13 protein-coding genes are annotated in these 17035 nt (G+C 39.7%); 3 read left to right on the top strand and 10 right to left on the bottom strand.

Features of this window, described 5'->3' with window-relative positions:
• Nucleotide 1: 1 nt before the first annotated feature.
• The 3 genes from BFS30_RS05585 to BFS30_RS05575 all read right to left on the bottom strand — a co-directional run bounded on the left by BFS30_RS05585 (nt 2) and on the right by BFS30_RS05575 (nt 2784).
• A complete protein-coding gene (locus tag BFS30_RS05585; RefSeq protein WP_069378371.1) occupies nt 2-1402 on the bottom strand; it encodes a sigma-54-dependent transcriptional regulator in 1401 nt (466 codons plus the stop codon).
• 176 nt (nt 1403-1578) lie between these two features.
• A complete protein-coding gene (locus BFS30_RS05580; protein ID WP_069378370.1) occupies nt 1579-2361 on the bottom strand; it encodes an enoyl-CoA hydratase/isomerase family protein in 783 nt (260 codons plus the stop codon).
• Between the two features lie 3 nt (nt 2362-2364).
• The gene (locus tag BFS30_RS05575) at nt 2365-2784 is read right to left on the bottom strand and encodes a cobalamin B12-binding domain-containing protein (RefSeq protein WP_069378369.1); all 420 of its coding nucleotides are present in this window, start codon (nt 2782-2784) and stop codon (nt 2365-2367) included.
• Between the two features lie 80 nt (nt 2785-2864).
• Here BFS30_RS05575 and BFS30_RS05570 point away from each other — a divergent pair, with 80 nt between their 5' ends.
• Nucleotides 2865-4526, top strand: a complete 1662-nt coding sequence (locus BFS30_RS05570; RefSeq protein ID WP_069378368.1) for a glutamine--tRNA ligase/YqeY domain fusion protein — start codon at nt 2865-2867, stop codon at nt 4524-4526.
• Between the two features lie 113 nt (nt 4527-4639).
• Here BFS30_RS05570 and BFS30_RS05565 read toward each other — a convergent pair whose 3' ends face one another.
• Nucleotides 4640-5473: an N-acetylmuramoyl-L-alanine amidase gene (locus BFS30_RS05565; RefSeq protein ID WP_069378367.1), complete on the bottom strand. Its 834-nt coding sequence runs from the start codon at nt 5471-5473 to the stop codon at nt 4640-4642.
• Between the two features lie 138 nt (nt 5474-5611).
• Here BFS30_RS05565 and BFS30_RS05560 point away from each other — a divergent pair, with 138 nt between their 5' ends.
• On the top strand, nt 5612-7297 hold the full coding sequence (locus BFS30_RS05560) for a dipeptidyl-peptidase 3 family protein (RefSeq protein WP_069382311.1): 1686 nt from the start codon (nt 5612-5614) through the stop codon (nt 7295-7297).
• Nucleotides 7298-7539: 242 nt separating this feature from the next.
• Nucleotides 7540-9978 (top strand): TonB-dependent receptor, encoded by a 2439-nt coding sequence (locus tag BFS30_RS05555; protein ID WP_069378366.1) that lies wholly within the window; start codon nt 7540-7542, stop codon nt 9976-9978.
• 3 nt (nt 9979-9981) lie between these two features.
• Here BFS30_RS05555 and BFS30_RS05550 read toward each other — a convergent pair whose 3' ends face one another.
• From BFS30_RS05550 to BFS30_RS05525, 6 genes are read right to left on the bottom strand one after another with little or no spacing between them, the layout of a single operon-like run.
• Nucleotides 9982-10350, bottom strand: coding sequence for a response regulator (locus BFS30_RS05550; RefSeq protein ID WP_069378365.1), 369 nt, complete (start codon nt 10348-10350; stop codon nt 9982-9984).
• Nucleotides 10351-10367: 17 nt separating this feature from the next.
• Entirely contained in the window at nt 10368-10931 is a 564-nt protein-coding gene (locus BFS30_RS05545) for a chemotaxis protein CheB (RefSeq protein ID WP_069378364.1), read from the bottom strand.
• Nucleotides 10928-11752, bottom strand: a complete 825-nt coding sequence (locus BFS30_RS05540; protein WP_069378363.1) for a CheR family methyltransferase — start codon at nt 11750-11752, stop codon at nt 10928-10930. Before BFS30_RS05540 ends, BFS30_RS05545 begins: the two co-directional genes overlap by 4 nt.
• 6 nt (nt 11753-11758) lie before the next feature.
• Nucleotides 11759-12127 (bottom strand): response regulator, encoded by a 369-nt coding sequence (locus tag BFS30_RS05535; RefSeq protein ID WP_069378362.1) that lies wholly within the window; start codon nt 12125-12127, stop codon nt 11759-11761.
• Nucleotides 12128-12155: 28 nt separating this feature from the next.
• Nucleotides 12156-15752, bottom strand: a complete 3597-nt coding sequence (locus BFS30_RS05530) for a response regulator (protein WP_069378361.1) — start codon at nt 15750-15752, stop codon at nt 12156-12158.
• Between the two features lie 17 nt (nt 15753-15769).
• Nucleotides 15770-16894: a hybrid sensor histidine kinase/response regulator gene (locus BFS30_RS05525; RefSeq protein ID WP_069378360.1), complete on the bottom strand. Its 1125-nt coding sequence runs from the start codon at nt 16892-16894 to the stop codon at nt 15770-15772.
• Between the last annotated feature and the right edge of the window lie 141 nt (nt 16895-17035).

Here is a 17035-nt window from a genome sequence, read left to right as displayed (position 1 = left end):
TTTAGGTTTCCAGATTGATCGCCCTCATTTTATTATAGAGCGTTTTCCTATCAATGTTCAGGATTTTCGCTGCCTTGGTTTTATTAAAGTTCACCTCTCTCAATACCTTCAATATTGCTTCATATTCAGCCTCTAAGGCTGCATTCTTCAAATCTCTTGGTTTCTCCGTACGCGAAATCGAGCTCTCCATAGCAGACGCTTTTGCATAGGTAGAGATCTCCAGAGGAAGAGCTTTTAACTGAATTTCCTGTGTTTCCGTGAGCAGGGTTGCTCTTCTTACCACGTTCTTTAATTCCCTCACATTTCCCGGCCAGTTATAAGTTAAGAAGCACTCTTCGACTTCTTCAGAAAAACTCTGTACGTTTCTGTTCAGTTCCTGATTAGCTACTTCTAAAAAAGTATTGGCGAAGACCATAATGTCACGTCCACGCTGACTCAATGGCGGAAGACTAATCGAAAATTCATTAAAACGGTGGTATAAATCTTCTCTGAACCGGCCTTTCTGAATGGCATTTGTCAGGTTTTCATTGGTCGCGACGATGATCCTTACATCGAGATCAATCTCTTTTGTACTTCCGATTCTTTTAATTTTACGTTCCTGAACTGTTCTCAACAACGCAGCTTGAATTTCATAGGAAAGATTTCCCACTTCGTCCAGGAAGAGTGTACCCCCATTTGCCATTTCAAAATGGCCAATTTTGGTATAAAGGGCCCCGGTAAAAGATCCTTTTTCATGACCAAAAAATTCGCTTCCCGCAAGCTCCTTAGTTAAGGAACCGCAGTCCATTGCCACAAAAGGATTATTTTTTCTTGGACTGTTTAGATGAATAGCCATTGCCACCGATTCTTTTCCGGTTCCGCTTTCTCCGGTAAGAATTACACTATATGCAGTTGGGGCTACTAACTGAATCTGTTTTAAAAGCTCTTTGGATGCTGTACTTTGCCCTGCGACGAAATTATCCGTCTGGTTATAGATCTGCTTGCTCCCTTTTTGCTTTGGAGCTTCTGCCGGTGTCTCTACTCTATTTTCGTTTAAAGCGGTTTGTGTGTCTATCGCTTTATTAATGGTATTTAATATTTCATCCGGATAAAGTGGCTTCGTAATATAATCATAGGCTCCCAGTTTGATGAGTTCCACAGCCAGCTTAATATCAGAATAACCAGTGATAATAATGACACCGGTGCTTGGATAACTTTCCTTAATTTTGATTAGCATCTCCTTCCCATCGGTATCTTCTAAACGATAGTCGCACAGCACAAGGTCATAACTTTCCTTTGCCAGATATTCCATCGCGGAAACACCGCTTGTAGCTGTTGAGACACTAAATGAATTTCGGGTTAAAAACTTAGATAGTAATAAACCAATGTTTATTTCATCATCAACAATTAATATTTTTCTCATAGGGAAATAAAATAGTTTACTGCATAATAATAAGATAAATATAAATACATTTTTTAGTATGGGAAATATTTTCTACACTTTTAAATTGTCTGACCTAATAAAAGGTCAGTTTTTGGCTATAACAAAAGCCCATCGAAATGGTATTCAATGGGCTTTAGATGAACTATAAACAAGGTTTATTTACCTAAAAACGCTGGTTTCCTTTTTTCTAAAAAAGCAGTTGTACCTTCTTTAAAATCATTTGTATCAAAACACTTACCAAATTCTCGGATCTCCGTTTCAAATCCATTTTCATCAAAAAGAAGGGATGCATTTACTGCTTTTACCGCACTGGCAATTGCCAATGGGGCCCGTAGTTTTATTTTTGCCAGAATTTCTTCCACTTTTGATAACAATTCAGCAGCAGGGACCACATGGTTTACCAATCCAATTTTTTCTGCGTGTGCGGCGGTAATCATATCAGCAGTGGTGATCATTTCAATCGCCCTTCCTTTTCCAACTAATTGAGTCAGTCTTTGCGTCCCTCCATATCCGGGAATCAACCCCAATGAGACTTCAGGTAATCCCAACCGGGCATTTTCTGAGGCTACACGAATATGACAGGCCATAGCCAGTTCCAGTCCGCCTCCTAAAGCAAATCCATTAATCGCCGCAATAACTGGTTTCGGACAGTTTTCTATGGCATCAAATACGCTATTCTGTCCATTTCTGGCTAAAACTTCTCCCTGTTCAGCGGTATAGGCAGCGAACTCTGAGATATCCGCTCCTGCTACAAAGGCTTTTTCACCTGCTCCAGTCAGCAAAACTGCTCTTACCTCATCATTGTGCGCTGCAAAAGCAATCACATCTGCCAATTCGGCTAAAGTTTCTTTATTTAAAGCATTCAGCTTTAATTCTCTGTTAATGGTCACATAAAGCACCTGTGACCTTATTTCTGCTAAGATATTCTGATATGCCATAATCTAAAAGTTTCTGTTTTCGACGACCCAACCTGTAATATAATTTACGATGGTTTCCATGGTAGTACCCGGGGCGAACAACTCACCCACTCCAATATCTTTGAGTTTTTTCATGTCAGCTTCCGGAATAATTCCTCCGCCAGTAAGCAAAACATCTTTGACCTCTTTTTGTCTCATGATTTCAACAATTTTAGGAAAGACAGTCATGTGAGCACCCGACAAAATAGATACACCAATCGCATCAACATCTTCCTGTAAAGCTGTGTTTACCACCATCTCCGGGGTCTGGCGCAATCCGGTATAAATCACTTCCATTCCGGCATCTCTTAAGGAAGTAGCGATTACTTTAGCTCCTCTGTCATGCCCATCCAATCCAACTTTAGCCACTAAAACCCTGATAGGTCTGTTTAATGTGTTGCTCATAAAATATACGAATAGTAGGCTGTAAATGTAAGTAAATTAGCGCTTTTATGTTAACTTTGAAGACTAAATTTACAGTTTTTATGAGTGAGGAAAGATCATTGAACTTTATTGAGGAGATCATTGAGAACGATTTAAGCAGCGGAAAATACGAAACGTTAATTACCCGTTTCCCGCCAGAACCCAATGGATATTTGCACATCGGACATGCGAAGGCAATCTGCCTGAACTTCGGTCTGACTAAAAAATATGGAGGTTATACAAACCTTAGGTTTGATGACACCAACCCGATAACGGAAAAAACCGAATATGTAGACAGCCAGCAGGAAGACATTAAATGGCTTGGATTTGAATGGAAAAATGAGCTTTTTACCTCAGATTATTTCGACACGTTATATGATTTTGCGGTTCAGCTAATCGAAAAAGGTCTTGCTTATGTAGATGACAGCAGCGCGGAGGAAATTGCAGCATTAAAAGGTACACCGACTGAAGCAGGCAAAGACAGTCCATATCGTTCCCGCAGTATTGCAGAAAATCTGGATCTTTTTGCCCGCATGAAAGCTGGTGAATTTGCAGATGGGGCCCGCATTCTAAGGGCCAAAGCTGATATGTCCAGTCCCAATATGATCATGCGCGATCCGATTATTTATCGCATCAAACATGCCGAGCATCACCGTACAGGAAACAAATGGTGCATCTATCCGATGTATGATTTTGCCCATGGGCAAAGTGATAGCCTAGAAACCATTACTCATTCTATTTGTACTCTTGAATATGTCTCTCATCGGGAATTGTATGATTGGTTTATTGAGCACCTGGAAATTTTTCCTTCAAAACAATATGAGTTTGCCCGTTTGAACCTCTCTTATACAGTGATGAGTAAAAGAAAGTTACTGCAACTGGTAAATGAAGGTGTGGTTAGCGGATGGGATGACCCACGTATGCCGACCATCAGCGGATTGAGAAGAAGAGGTTACACCCCGGAAAGTATCCGTGAATTCTGCGAAAGAATCGGAATTGCCAAAAGAGAAAATCTGATCGAACTGAGTTTACTTGAATTTTGTGTTCGTGAACATTTGAATAAAACGGCAAACCGGGTAATGGCGGTATTAGACCCGATTAAACTCATCATTACCAATTATCCTGATGGCCAGGAAGAAATTCTTCATGGAGAAAATAATCCTGAAGCAGACGACAAAGGCGGCATCAGAGAAATTCCTTTCAGCAATGAATTATGGATTGAACGTGAGGATTTCATGGAAGAACCGGCAAAAAAATGGTTCAGATTGGCTCCCGGTGCAACGGTAAGACTGAAACATGCTTACATCGTGAAATGTGAAGACTTCCGCAAAGATCCGGAAGGAAAGGTAACTGAAATACACTGCACCTATATTCCTGAATCTAAAAGTGGTGAAGATACCAGTGGCATTAACGTTAAAGGAACCATTCACTGGGTAAGCACGAAACATGCGAAAAATGCAGAAATCAGAACTTATGACCGTTTGTTTACTGTAGAATCTCCGGATTCAGAAGAAGGAGACTTTAAGGATTACCTGAACCCAAATAGCATTGACGTTATTAAGCAGGCCTATATAGAACCTTATTTAGCAAATGCAGATATCGACTCTAGGTATCAATTCATTAGAAAAGGATACTATTGTGTAGATAAGGACTCTACTTCTGAACACCTGATATTTAACCGGACCGTTGGCTTAAAAGATGCCTGGGCAAAAGGAAACAAGTAGACTAATATCATAAATGTTCTATTTTATTGAAAATCCGGATCGGAGAAAAAACTCTGATCCGGATTTTTTATGTCCCTGGTTACAGTCTGATCCTTAGCCAAATCAGAGCGAATCTATAAATATTTCGTGTATAGATTATATAAGATCAGCTTATCTGTAGGTGTGAGTACAGGAGAGATATCTGTTTGCACAAAATGAATTTTAAAAGCTACAGTTGCCGAAGCAAGATTACTTACATCATAACCAATGACTCTTAATGCCAGTTCTGCATTAAAATCTACCGGAGGCATTTCCAACACATCGTCGTACCATAAGCCAAAGCCTTTTTTAGCTAAGACTTTCCATGGGAAATTCAAAGGATCTATTTTTCTTCTTGGGGCAATATCCGAATGACCTATAAAATTAGCAGCAGGGATATTATATCGTTTTTTTAGCGCCGCAAGAAGTTCCACCAAACTTCTCAGCTGGGCATCTGCAAAGGGTTCCTTTCCATTGTTATCGAGCTCAATTCCGATAGAAGAAGAATTCAGATCCGAATCATTTCCCCATTTCCCAACACCTGCATGATTGGCCCTAAGGTAATCATTCACCATCTGAACCACCTTACCATCTCTTCCAATCACGTAATGCGCGCTCACTCCTGCCTTTTTGTTGATAAAGGTTTTTACAGTCTGATCCAAAGAATCCTGCGCGGTGTGGTGTATAATGACAAAATTGGGCCTGCGGATACCAAAGTTAACAGAACCGACCCAGGACTGTAGTGAAGGCTCTAATGTCGCAACGGTTTGATTGGCCGGAGGCGCTGCCTTTACCATCTCTGCAAAACTATTTGCCTGATTCTTATATATTTTATTTGTCGCGGCATATTTATTCGAAGAACAGGCGGCCAGCAGGAACATAGGAAAAATAAGCAGGCTGCTTCTTGTAAATTTGTGGGGTTGTATCATAATAGAAGTATAGAAGTGGTGAAATTACTATTTTTTACTAATTTAGTTGCCATCTTATTAGGAGAACAACAAAAGGATAACGACAAAATGCGGGCAATTGATGTAGCTTTGCAGTCGATAAAAAAACGAAAATTCAATATGAAGAACTTAAGCAAAGTAACGCTTATTATTGCCGGATGCGCCCTTGTGACAGGAATTTCTTCTTGCAGCAATCCCCAGGGAAATACCAATACCTCAGCCAAAGAAATCAATTCCAACGAAGATAGTTTGCAACGGTATGTAAATGAGAGGATCGCGATTTATGAAAAAGTTAAGCTGAGTACTAATCTAAATGAATTATCGGCCAACGAACGTAAGATTTTACCTTTACTAATCCAGGCCGCTCAAATCATGGATGAGCTTTTCTGGAAACAGGCATATCCACAGCGGGACAGCTTATTAAGTACCATAAAGGATGAAAAAACAAAAGCTTTTGTTTGGATCAACTATGGTCCATGGGATCGGTTAAATGGAGATAAACCATTTATTCCAGGCATTGGAGCTAAACCGGATGCTGCTAGCTTTTATCCTGCAGGAATGACAAAAGCAGAATTGGAGAAATCAGATGTAAAAGACAAACTCGGTCAATATTCTGTTGTCAAAAAAGACAGTACAGGAAAACTGACTTCTATTCCTTATCATGTCTTATATGCATCGGAATTACAAAATGCATCTTCTTTGCTTAAACAGGCCGCATTGCTTGCTGAAGATGCTGGGTTTAAAAAATACCTGAACTTACGTGCTGATGCACTGGTATCCGATGATTATACTGCAAGTGATTACGCCTGGTTAGATATGAAAACCAACAATCTCGATATTATTATCGGCCCAATTGAGAACTATGAAGATAAATTATTCAATGCCAGAGCTTCTTATGAAGCTTATGTATTGGTGAAGGATAAAGTATGGAGCAAACGGCTTGCAAAATATGTCAGCATGTTACCGCAGTTGCAGGAGGGCCTGCCTGTTGAGGCCAAGTATAAAAAAGAAAAACCAGGTACAGATTCGGAATTAAACGCTTACGATGTTGTTTATTATGCAGGTGATTGTAATGCCGGATCCAAAACCATTGCGGTAAACCTTCCTAATGATGAAATCATTCAGCAAAAAAAGGGAACCAGACGCTCTCAGTTAAAAAATGCGATGAAAGCAAAATTTGACAAAATCCTCGTTCCAATTGCAAAAGAGTTAATCGATAAAGACCAACAACAATACGTTAATTTCGATGCTTTCTTTTCTAATGTCATGTTCCATGAGGTGGCACACGGTCTGGGGATCAAAAAAACCATTACTGGAAAAGGCTTTGTAAAAGAAGCACTACAGGAACAATACTCATGGCTGGAAGAAGGTAAAGCTGACGTATTAGGCCTGTATATGGTTACCGGATTACTTAAAAAAGGAGAACTGGAAGGCGGCGATATCAAGACCTTTTATACGACTTATATGGCTGGAATTCTTCGTTCAGTTAGATTTGGTGCTGCCAGTGCACATGGAAAAGCCAATATGCAATGTTTCAATTTCTTTAAAGAGAACGGAGCATTCATCCGTAATGCAAACGGCACCTATAAAGTAGACTTTACTAAGTTCGAGGCTGCAATGAATAAGTTAAGCAAGCTGATCATTACACTTCAGGGGAACGGAGATAAAGTCGCTGTAGAGAAGACACAAAAAGAAAAAGCAGTGATCAGTCCTGAACTTCAGAAAGATTTAGACCGCCTGACTCAAAAAGGTATTCCGGTAGATGTAATTTTTGAACAAGGAGTAGATGTTCTCGGTGTAAAATAACTTCCGATATCATTTTTAAAGGAGCCTTCTGTGTTAAAATCACCGGAGGCTTTTCTGCTATATTGAGCCTTATTTTTACAAAAACACCAATTGATTGTAACCTTTAGACTTTGCTATCGTCTTATACTTGAAAGCAACTGGAAACAATCCGTTTTCAAACAGACCTGATTTTTCTTCGTCATTTGATGTGTAATTTTACACTATTGGGATTTTCATGTGCTTTCTTAACTGAACCAGAACTCATGAAAACACTTTATTTAAATCTTTTATTTCTTTTTATAGGATCAGGAGTAGCTCTAGGACAAGATAACACTATTCAGGCCACTATAAGCGGAGCGGTAACTGATGATCAGAAAAAGCCGTTAGATTACGCTACAGTGGCTTTGTTTAATCAAGCGGACTCCACTCTTGTAAAATCCGCAATTACCGATGCTTTTGGAAAATTCCGTTTTCTTCAGATAAATCCTGGAAACTATTATATAAAATCTTCCCTCATGGGTTATTCTACTTCAAAAAGTGCTCTTTTTAAAGTAGATGCGAAAAACATAAATATCACGCTTCAGGACCTCCGTTTGAGCTCAGGTAGCAAAGACCTCAGTGAAGTAAAAATCACCTCTGCACGACCTTTATTTGAACGCAAAACAGATAAATTGGTCATGAATGTAGAGAACAGCAGCTTAATGACCGGAAGCACTGCTTTAGAAGTGCTGCAAAAAGCGCCTGGAGTGACCGTAGACCAGAATGACAATATTTCTATGCAAGGCAAACAAGGGGTGCTGATTCAGATAGATGGAAAACAAACTTATATGAGTAATGCAGACGTAAGTAATCTGTTGAGAAGCATGCAAAGCTCACAAATAGAAAGCATTGAACTTATCACCAATCCATCTGCAAAATATGAGGCATCAGGAAATTCCGGCATTATCAATATCAAGACTAGAAAAAGTAAAAACGGCGGAACCAATGGAAACGTTTCAGGAACATTGGGCTATGGTAAAAATCTAAACGAAAATGCCAGCCTGAACTTAAACCACAGATCAGAAAAGATAAATCTGTTTGGGAACTATAATTTTGGCGGTACCAAAAGAAACCAAACCATGACCATCGATCGTATTTCAGGGCAAGAGGCAGCAAAAACTTATTTTGCACAATCTTCCAGGGATGTACGAAAGAATAACAGCAACAATTTCAAAGCAGGAATGGATATCTTCCTGAATAAGAACAATACCCTGGGCATTTTATTCAGCGGTTATGCAAATACATCAAATGATATGATGGATAACAATACCTGGATCGGCCGCTCTTTCCTCCAGCCAGACTCAGCCGTATTAGCCAGGAACCTTATTAAAAGCGACTATCAAAATTACGCTTATAACCTGAATTACAAATCAGTCCTGGATACTTCCGGACAGGAAATCACCGTTGACCTGGATTATTCACGCTACCATTCAGGTGATGATGCAAATTATATCAATCGGTTTATATACGCCAATGGCGGGGAACTAAAGCCAACCAGTTTCTTAAGAAACCAAAGCCCTTCCAGAATTGACATTAAAGCTTTTAAAGTAGATTATACTTTACCCCTCAGCAAAACATTAAAGCTCGAAACCGGGATAAAAAGCAGCGCTGTAGAAACCGACAATAACTTTATTGCTGAAGAGCTTAAAGAAAGTCAGTGGCAAAATGACCCACTACGTAGCAATCAGTTTATTTATGATGAAAACGTGAATGCTGCCTATTTTAACCTGAGCAAGCAATTTAAAACAACCAGCATTCAGTTGGGGTTAAGAGCAGAACAGACCAATTCTAAGGGCAATTCGATTACAGAAAACAAAATTACTAAAAGGTCCTATCTGGATTTCTTTCCAAGTGTATTCATCAACCAAACTTTAACAAAAGATCAGACAATAGGCATATCCTATAGTAGAAGAATAGACCGTCCAAGTTACGATGCCCTGAATCCGTTTGTCTATTATCTTGATCAATACACTTATAATCAGGGGAATCCTTTTCTTAATCCGCAGTATACCCACAACTTTGAAGCTAACTATACCCTAAAACGTTATTCGCTTAGCTTGAATTACAGCCTTGTAAAAGATGTGATTACTGAAGTCCTTTTGCCAAATGAAGAAAAAAAAGCGCTTTTTCAGACCAATGCCAACCTGGCCGAAAACATCGTTTACGGAGCAAATCTTAATATACCTGTCAACATTTTTAAATGGTGGCAAACCAATAACAATCTCAACGTTTTTCATTTAAAATTTAATACTCCTGACCTTGCTGGAAAACCATTAAATACTTCCAAAACCTCTTTTGTAATCAAGTCACAACATACTTTTATCATCAATCCAGATTTGAATGCAGAATTAAGTGCCAGGTATGAATCTCCTTTGGAATATGGGACTTTAACCATTGGTGAGCGCCATAGCTTTGATATCGGCATGAGCAAATCACTAATGGATAAAAAAATCAATATAAAGCTAGCGCTGAGTGACGTGTTTAATACTCAGGTTACCCGCTTAGGAAGTACCTATCCGGGGCTAAGCTATCAGCTTAACCAGAAAAATGAAACCCGTGTAGCAAGAATAACCTTCTCCTATAAATTTGGCAAGAATGAGCTTAAACCGGCCAGAAGAAGAGCTACAGGTGTAGAAGAAGAAAAGGGTAGAATGAAAAATTAAAGACTATATTCCCAGGTGCTTATTGATGATATTTTCCAGCTCCTGGATATCAAAGGGTTTTGAGAGATACCCGTCAGCGCCCGCCTGTTCGGCCAATGACTTTACATCGTTATTGGCCGTAAAGTAAATTACAGGAATGTTTTTTAAGGTCGGGTGTCCTTTCAATTCTCTGGTGGCGTCTATTCCGCCTACATCAGGCAACCAGTTATCCATAAAGATGATATCCGGCATACAGGCCATCACCTGATCAACAATCTGATTGGAAGTCGATGACGTCTTAACTTCAAATCCTGCATCTTCCAGAATAATTGTACATAACTCCAATATATCCGCGTTATCATCAAATACAAAAACCTTTTTTGAATTCCCCATTTATTCTTTTTTATGATCTATCGCAGTAAATTTATAAATTCTGCAACATCTTCTATGCGTAAAATGCGATCTATTTCAACATGTTTCTTTGCCTGTTCAGGCATATAGGCGACCTGAGCAGACTCAGGATCCTGAATTACAGCCTCTCCTCCCCATGCTTTTACCGTCTTCAGTCCTTTTACTCCGTCGGCATTTGAACCCGAAAGCAGCAAACAGACCAGTTTATTTTTATATGCTTCTGCAGCGGTTTGAAAAGTTACATCTATTGCAGGCCTGGAATAGTTTACTTTTTCAGAGTAATCCAAAGAAAATGTGCGATCCATCTCTACCAATAGGTGGTAATCTGAGGGGGCAACATATATAGTTCCCGCCACAATTTTTTCTTTCTCATCCACCTCTTTTACAATGAGTTTTGTTCTGGATGACAAAAGATCAGGCAAAAGGGAATCGGCACCATGTTTTCTGTGAATCACAATGATTATGGGAAAAGAAATATCAGGACGAATATCAGGAAGCACCTTTAAAAGTACGTCCAGGCTTCCTGCTGATCCTCCAATAATAAATGCTTCACATTTCCTCATGAGCTAATTTTCCTCCATATTTTATTGGCTGGCAACCTTTTATACTTTTTATTAATGCCTGAAAATTCAATTGTTTCCTTTGTACCAAGGGCCAGATATCCAAGATCTTCCAGGCTCTGATCAAATAACTCGAGTACATTATTTTGAAGATCTCTGTCAAAATAAATCAGAACGTTACGACAAAGAATCAGCTGAAATTCATTAAAAGAATGGTCCGAGACCAGATTGTGTGTAGAAAAGATAATTTTGCTCTTCAGCTCTTCATCAAATTTAGCAAGCGAATAATTGGCACTATAGTACGTAGAAAAATCCATTATCCCTCCTGCTGCAATATAATTTTCGGAATACTGTTTCATCTGCCCAAGAGCAAACATTCCCTGTGCTGCTTTTTCCAAAACTGCAGGGTTTAAGTCTGTGGCATAAATCAGTGATTTATGCAGCAGGTTCAGCTCTTTTAAAACAATGGAAATGGAATATGCCTCCTCGCCCGTCGAGCAGCCTGCCAGCCAGATTCTGATAAAAGGATAAGTACCTAGTTTTGGAAGAACAATCTCTCTCAATGCTTTAAAGAACTGAGGGTCCCTAAACATTTCCGTCACATTCACCGTAATCTGTTCTACAAATCGTTTAAAATAACCAGGGTCATTATTAACCTGATACCTGAATTCCGCAAAACTAAGGGCTTTATCCAGCGCATAAAGCCGAATGATTCTTCTTTTTAAAGAAGCTCTGGAATATCCGGTAAAGTCGTAACCATATTGCTCCAGAAGATCTGAGAGCAGGATTTCAATTTGTTCATCATTAATAACGGGTAATTCCAAATCAGATTAGATATACTGAGTAAGCAGTTTCGTTAATTCCTCTACATTTATCGGTTTAGAGACATAGCCAACCGCTCCGGCGTTAATACATCGCTCCCGGTCGCCAAGCATTGCCTGCGCTGTAACAGCAATGACCGGAATATCTTTCAACTCCGGGTGGTCATTCATTTCGGCCATTGCCTGATAACCATCCATTCCCGGCATCATCATGTCCATTAATACCACAGCAATTCCCTTTTCTTTTTTTAAAAGATCAAGGCCTTCTTCTCCTCCAGTGGCAGATAAGCATTTATATCCTTTTGCTTTTAGCACTGCAGACAGGGCAAAAATATTCCTGTTATCGTCGTCAACTATTAATATTTTATTATCGGCCATATATTTTAAAATACGGTGAGCATTCTATTTAAACTTTATCATAAAGCCAAACTCTGAGTAAGGAGATCAGCTGATCAATATCAACAGGTTTGGAAATGTAATCAGAGGCTCCGGCGGCAATACATTTTTCCCGGTCTCCCATCATTGCTTTCGCTGTAACAGCTAAAACAGGCAATTGTTTATAGGCATTTATCTTTCTAATCTCCCTTGTACTCTCATATCCGTCCATCTCCGGCATCATCATATCCATGAGCACAATATCTACCAATGGGTTTTCTTTAAGGATCTGGAGCGCCTCTTTTCCATCCGTCGCTGCCAACACTTTCATTTTATGCTGTTCGAGCGCTTTAGTAAGAGAAAAAATATTCCGGACGTCATCATCAGCAATTAGCACGGTCTTGTTATTAAGGACCTCATATAGTCCTCCCAGCCTATCTGAAATCGGTTTTTTAGATTTCATCTCCGTCTGCTTTTCCTCCACAAGGTGTAGGAAAAGCCCCGCTTCATCCAGGATTCGCTGATAGGAATGTGCGGTCTTTACAACGATAGAATCTGCATACTGTTTAATTCGGATCTCTTCTCCTTTAGATAAATTTTTACCGGTAAAAATAATAATGGGCAAGTTTTCCAGTCCTTCACTTTTTTTAATCGTTTCTAAAGTTTCATAAGCATTCTTATCCGGAATGCCCATATCCAGAATTACGCAGTCCACCTCTTTTTTATGCAACGCACCAATACTTTGCCCCACATTATTGACGACCTCTGTCTGGATGTTATAATTGCTCAAAAAGTAACTCAATGCTTCCGCATGCTGTTTATTTTCTTCTACAATCAATACTTTCTTCGGAGATCTGCTCAAGGCATATTCCAATTTCTGAAAGATTTGTTTCATCTGTTCCAGGGCCACAGGCTTATTGATAAAATCAACAGCTCCTTTTAGCAGACTTTCTTTCTTTACTTCCAGAGAAGACATAATGTGTACTGGAATAGGTCTGGTAGCAGGGTTTGCTTTCAACTCTTCCATCACCTGCCAACCGTCTTTAACAGGCAATTGGATATCAAGGAGAATGGCGAGGGGCTTATAAAGATTTGCCAATTCAATCCCTACATCACCTCTGACTGCCACAATCCCTTTATAATTTCTCTTTCTGGTGAAGCTCAAGAGTGTTTTAGCAAAATTCGTATCGTCTTCAATGATCAGGATAACCTGATCTCCAGGCTGGATTTTATGCCTATCGTCTTCAATTTCCTGAGGGATTTTATCAACGGTAAACCGTTCCTCCGGTTCTTCAACTGCTTTCTCCACATAAGTAACCTTACTTATCAGCTCCTCTTCCACACCAGAGCTGATCGCGTCCGACTGATGTATAGGTAAGGTAAGGGTAAATTCGCTACCGACATGTTCTTTACTGCTTAGTTCAATCTCACCTCCCAGAAGTTTAGCCAATTCCCTGCTAATAGACAAGCCTAGTCCGGTACCACCAAAGTTGCGGCGGGTAGAACCATCTGCCTGTTGGAAGGCTTCAAAAATAAGGTTTTGCTTATCGGCAGGAATGCCAATTCCTGTATCAGTTACTTTAAACAGTACAAATTTATTGGAATCATCCTTTCTGATCGTCAGGCTTACTTTTCCTTTGCCAGTGAATTTAATCGCATTGGAAAGCAAATTTTTAAGCACCTGTTCCAGCCTCATTTTATCCGTATGGATATTGGGAAGGTTCTCCTCTGTCTCTACAATCAGTTGTAATTTTTTGTCTTCTGCCAAAGGTAAAAACAAAGAGCGCATATCCGTAGAGACTTCAGTCATACTGACTTCTGCAAACTCTAATTTCATTTTCCCTGCTTCAATCTTGGAAAGATCAAGGATTTCATCAATCAACGCCAGTAATCCCTGACCTGAGCTCTGAATTACATCTGCATATTCGATATATTCTTTGTCCAGTTCTTTATTATCCGACATCAATTTAGACAGCAAGAGAATCGAATTTAAGGGTGTTCTCAATTCATGAGACATATTCGCCAGAAATTCCGATTTGTATTTTGTGCTTTGTTCCAGCTGCTCTGCTTTATGCTGGATGTCCATGTTTCTTTCCTGGATCAGCTGGTTTTTCTCTTCCAGCAAGCTGGTTCGTTCTTCCAGCTCCTGGTTGCTTTGCAGTAATTCTTCCTGCTGCACCCTTAACTCCTCTTCAGAAGTCTGGATTTTTTGAGTTTGTGCCTCCAGTTCTGCATTTAAACCCTCCAATTCACTATGCTGCGCCTGCAGCTCCTCGGCTTGTGCCTGAGTTTCTTCCAGAAATTCCTGTAATTTTTTCCGGTTCTGGGAAACATGAATTGCAATCCCAATATTGACCGAAATGTTCTGAAGAAATTCCAGCTGCAACGGAGAAAAGGTATTTAAAGACCCTAGTTCTATCACGCCCACCACTTCTTCATTACGAAAAACGGGTACTGCAACTACATTACGTGGTTTGGTATTCCCTGCCGCATAGCTGATGGTGAGTTCTTCATCGGGAATCTCATTGAGCAGGATCTGTTTTCCCGATTTCCAGACCTGCCCGGCCAACCCCTCACCCAGTTTCAGGCGGTTTTTCGATTCAAAATCCAACAATGCATAACCTGCCACAGGACTCAGATAGCACTCTTCCTCTAAAAGATAAAAAGCAGCAACATGGCTCTGAGTCCGTTCAACGATACTTTCTAAAATATCATTTGCCAGTTCAGGAATACTTTTTTCCCCAACCATCTGGTCATTCAGACTTGCGATACCGGATTGCAACCACTCTTTATCTTCCAGGAGTGCAAAAGAATACTGTAAAGATTCTGCCATAGCATTCAGCGAAACGGCAACTTTTCCAAGATCATCTTTCTGATCCTGATCCAACCTCACATGATAATCTCCCTTAGAAATTTGTGCGGCAAGATCTCGGATCATTTTTACTCTCCGTTCAATTTCTTTATTGATATCTTTTAGTTCCTCTTCCAGTTTCAGTCGTTCGTTGAAATCAGAAGAAACCCTCCGATAGAAGAAAATGGTAATCAATATCGCTAATAAGGCGGCAAAAACGATCAGAATTGGCGTATATCCGGCTATTTTATTCAAATCCGCAGTACGCTCATCCAATAACCGTTTCTCTTCCATTTCCATGCTTTTAATGATCGAACGGGCACTATCCATATAGTTTTTGCCGTTCAATAGCTCCGCAACACTAACATTCCCCCCCCTCTTTTTAACAGTAATAGTTTGTTCCAGGATCTTTAACCGTTCTTTAATGATCTCTTCCAGCTTTTTTATATTTTTCTGCTGAACAGGATTATCAATTGTCTGCGCTTCAACATTTGTCAACAGGGTTATTGAGCGTTCCTTAGCTCCGTTATAAGGTTCTAAAAAAGTCTCGTCATCTGTCAGCAGGAATCCTCGTTGACCAGTTTCTGCATCTTTCAGCGTGGAAATGACTTCTTCTAAACCCGAGATCACCTCATTACTATGTTGTACTGTCTCGCCGCTCCGGATCAGGTTCCTGATACTATTATACGAAGCAAGCGAGCTAATAAATAATAACAGTAATGACAGTCCCAATCCAACGCGCAGGTTTCCTTTTAAAGATTTTTGCTTATTTTGCATACTAAGGGTTTATAGTTTTAATCCGTCTCGGATGTGGAGTATAGTGGAATACTAAAATAAAATTCTGAACCTTCCCCAGGGATACTCTGAACCCCTACTTCACCATCATGTCTTCTAATGATTTCAGCAGAGATATAAAGTCCGATTCCTAATCCCTGGAAATGGATGGCGGTCTCTTCTACCCTATAAAACTTTTCAAATACGTTTTTTTGCTGATCGGCATCAATGCCAATCCCAAAGTCCTTAACACCTACATAAATATGATCCCCACGTTCCTCCACTTTGATGTGGATCTCACTGGTGCCGGGAGAATACTTAATCGCATTCGTTAAGAAATTGATGATAACCTGCTCTATCCGCATCTCATCTGCACAGATTTCCTTTCTGGCAGTTCCGGTTCTGATGATCTTAAATTCGGGATTGGACTGGTGAATGATTTCTGTGACGCTATCAAGTAAAGCATCTATCATAAAAGGTTGCTTGTTGAATTTCAACTTTCCACTTTCAATTTTTGAGATATCCAGCAAATCGGTGATGAGCTCATTCAGTTTTTCCAGCTGGATCTGAGCTTTCACCAGATGTTTTTTTAAAGTAGGAACGTCGCCTTTTTCTATGCTCCTTTCCAGCAATTGTACATATCCTTTAACACTGGTTAAAGGTGTTTTCAGTTCATGACTGGCGATACTGATAAATTCATCTTTTTTTCTTTCGGCCTGCTTACGAAATTCAATTTCGTCCAGTAACGCCTTCTGGATCTCGATCAGCTTCCGGCTTTGCTCATAAATGCGGTAAAATGTTTTTACTTTCAAAAGCAGAATGTCCATATCAACAGGCTTGGTAATATAATCAAGCCCGCCTGAGGAATACCCCTTGGTAATAAATTTATTTTCAGTATTAGCCGCCGAAAGAAAGATAATCGCTGTTTCTCTTGCTTTACTATAGCCTGAAATAGCTTCTGCTACCTCAAAGCCATCCATCCCAGGCATTTGTACGTCCAGAATAATCAGTACGTATTCATTTTTCAGAACTTTTTTTAAGGCCTCTTCTCCTGATGATGCGGTATCTACTTCAAAATTATTTTTCTCCAGAACCTTTTTTAGTGAGATCAGGTTCTCGGGGGTATCATCTACAATTAGTATCATTATTAAAAATAAATAAGGCGACTGAATCGTTCAGTTGCCAATGCATAATTGTGCAATAGTTTAGTGCTAAAGTTATACAAGTTTGAAGAATAAAAGGTGTTTAGACTTCTTTTATATCAAAAAACTTGCAAATAGCTTGCC

This window comes from Pedobacter steynii, assembly GCF_001721645.1.
Taxonomy (GTDB): Bacteria; Bacteroidota; Bacteroidia; order Sphingobacteriales; family Sphingobacteriaceae; genus Pedobacter; species Pedobacter steynii_A.
The sequence above is the reverse complement of the archived record's forward strand: the minus strand, read 5'-3'. Positions and strand labels throughout refer to the sequence as shown.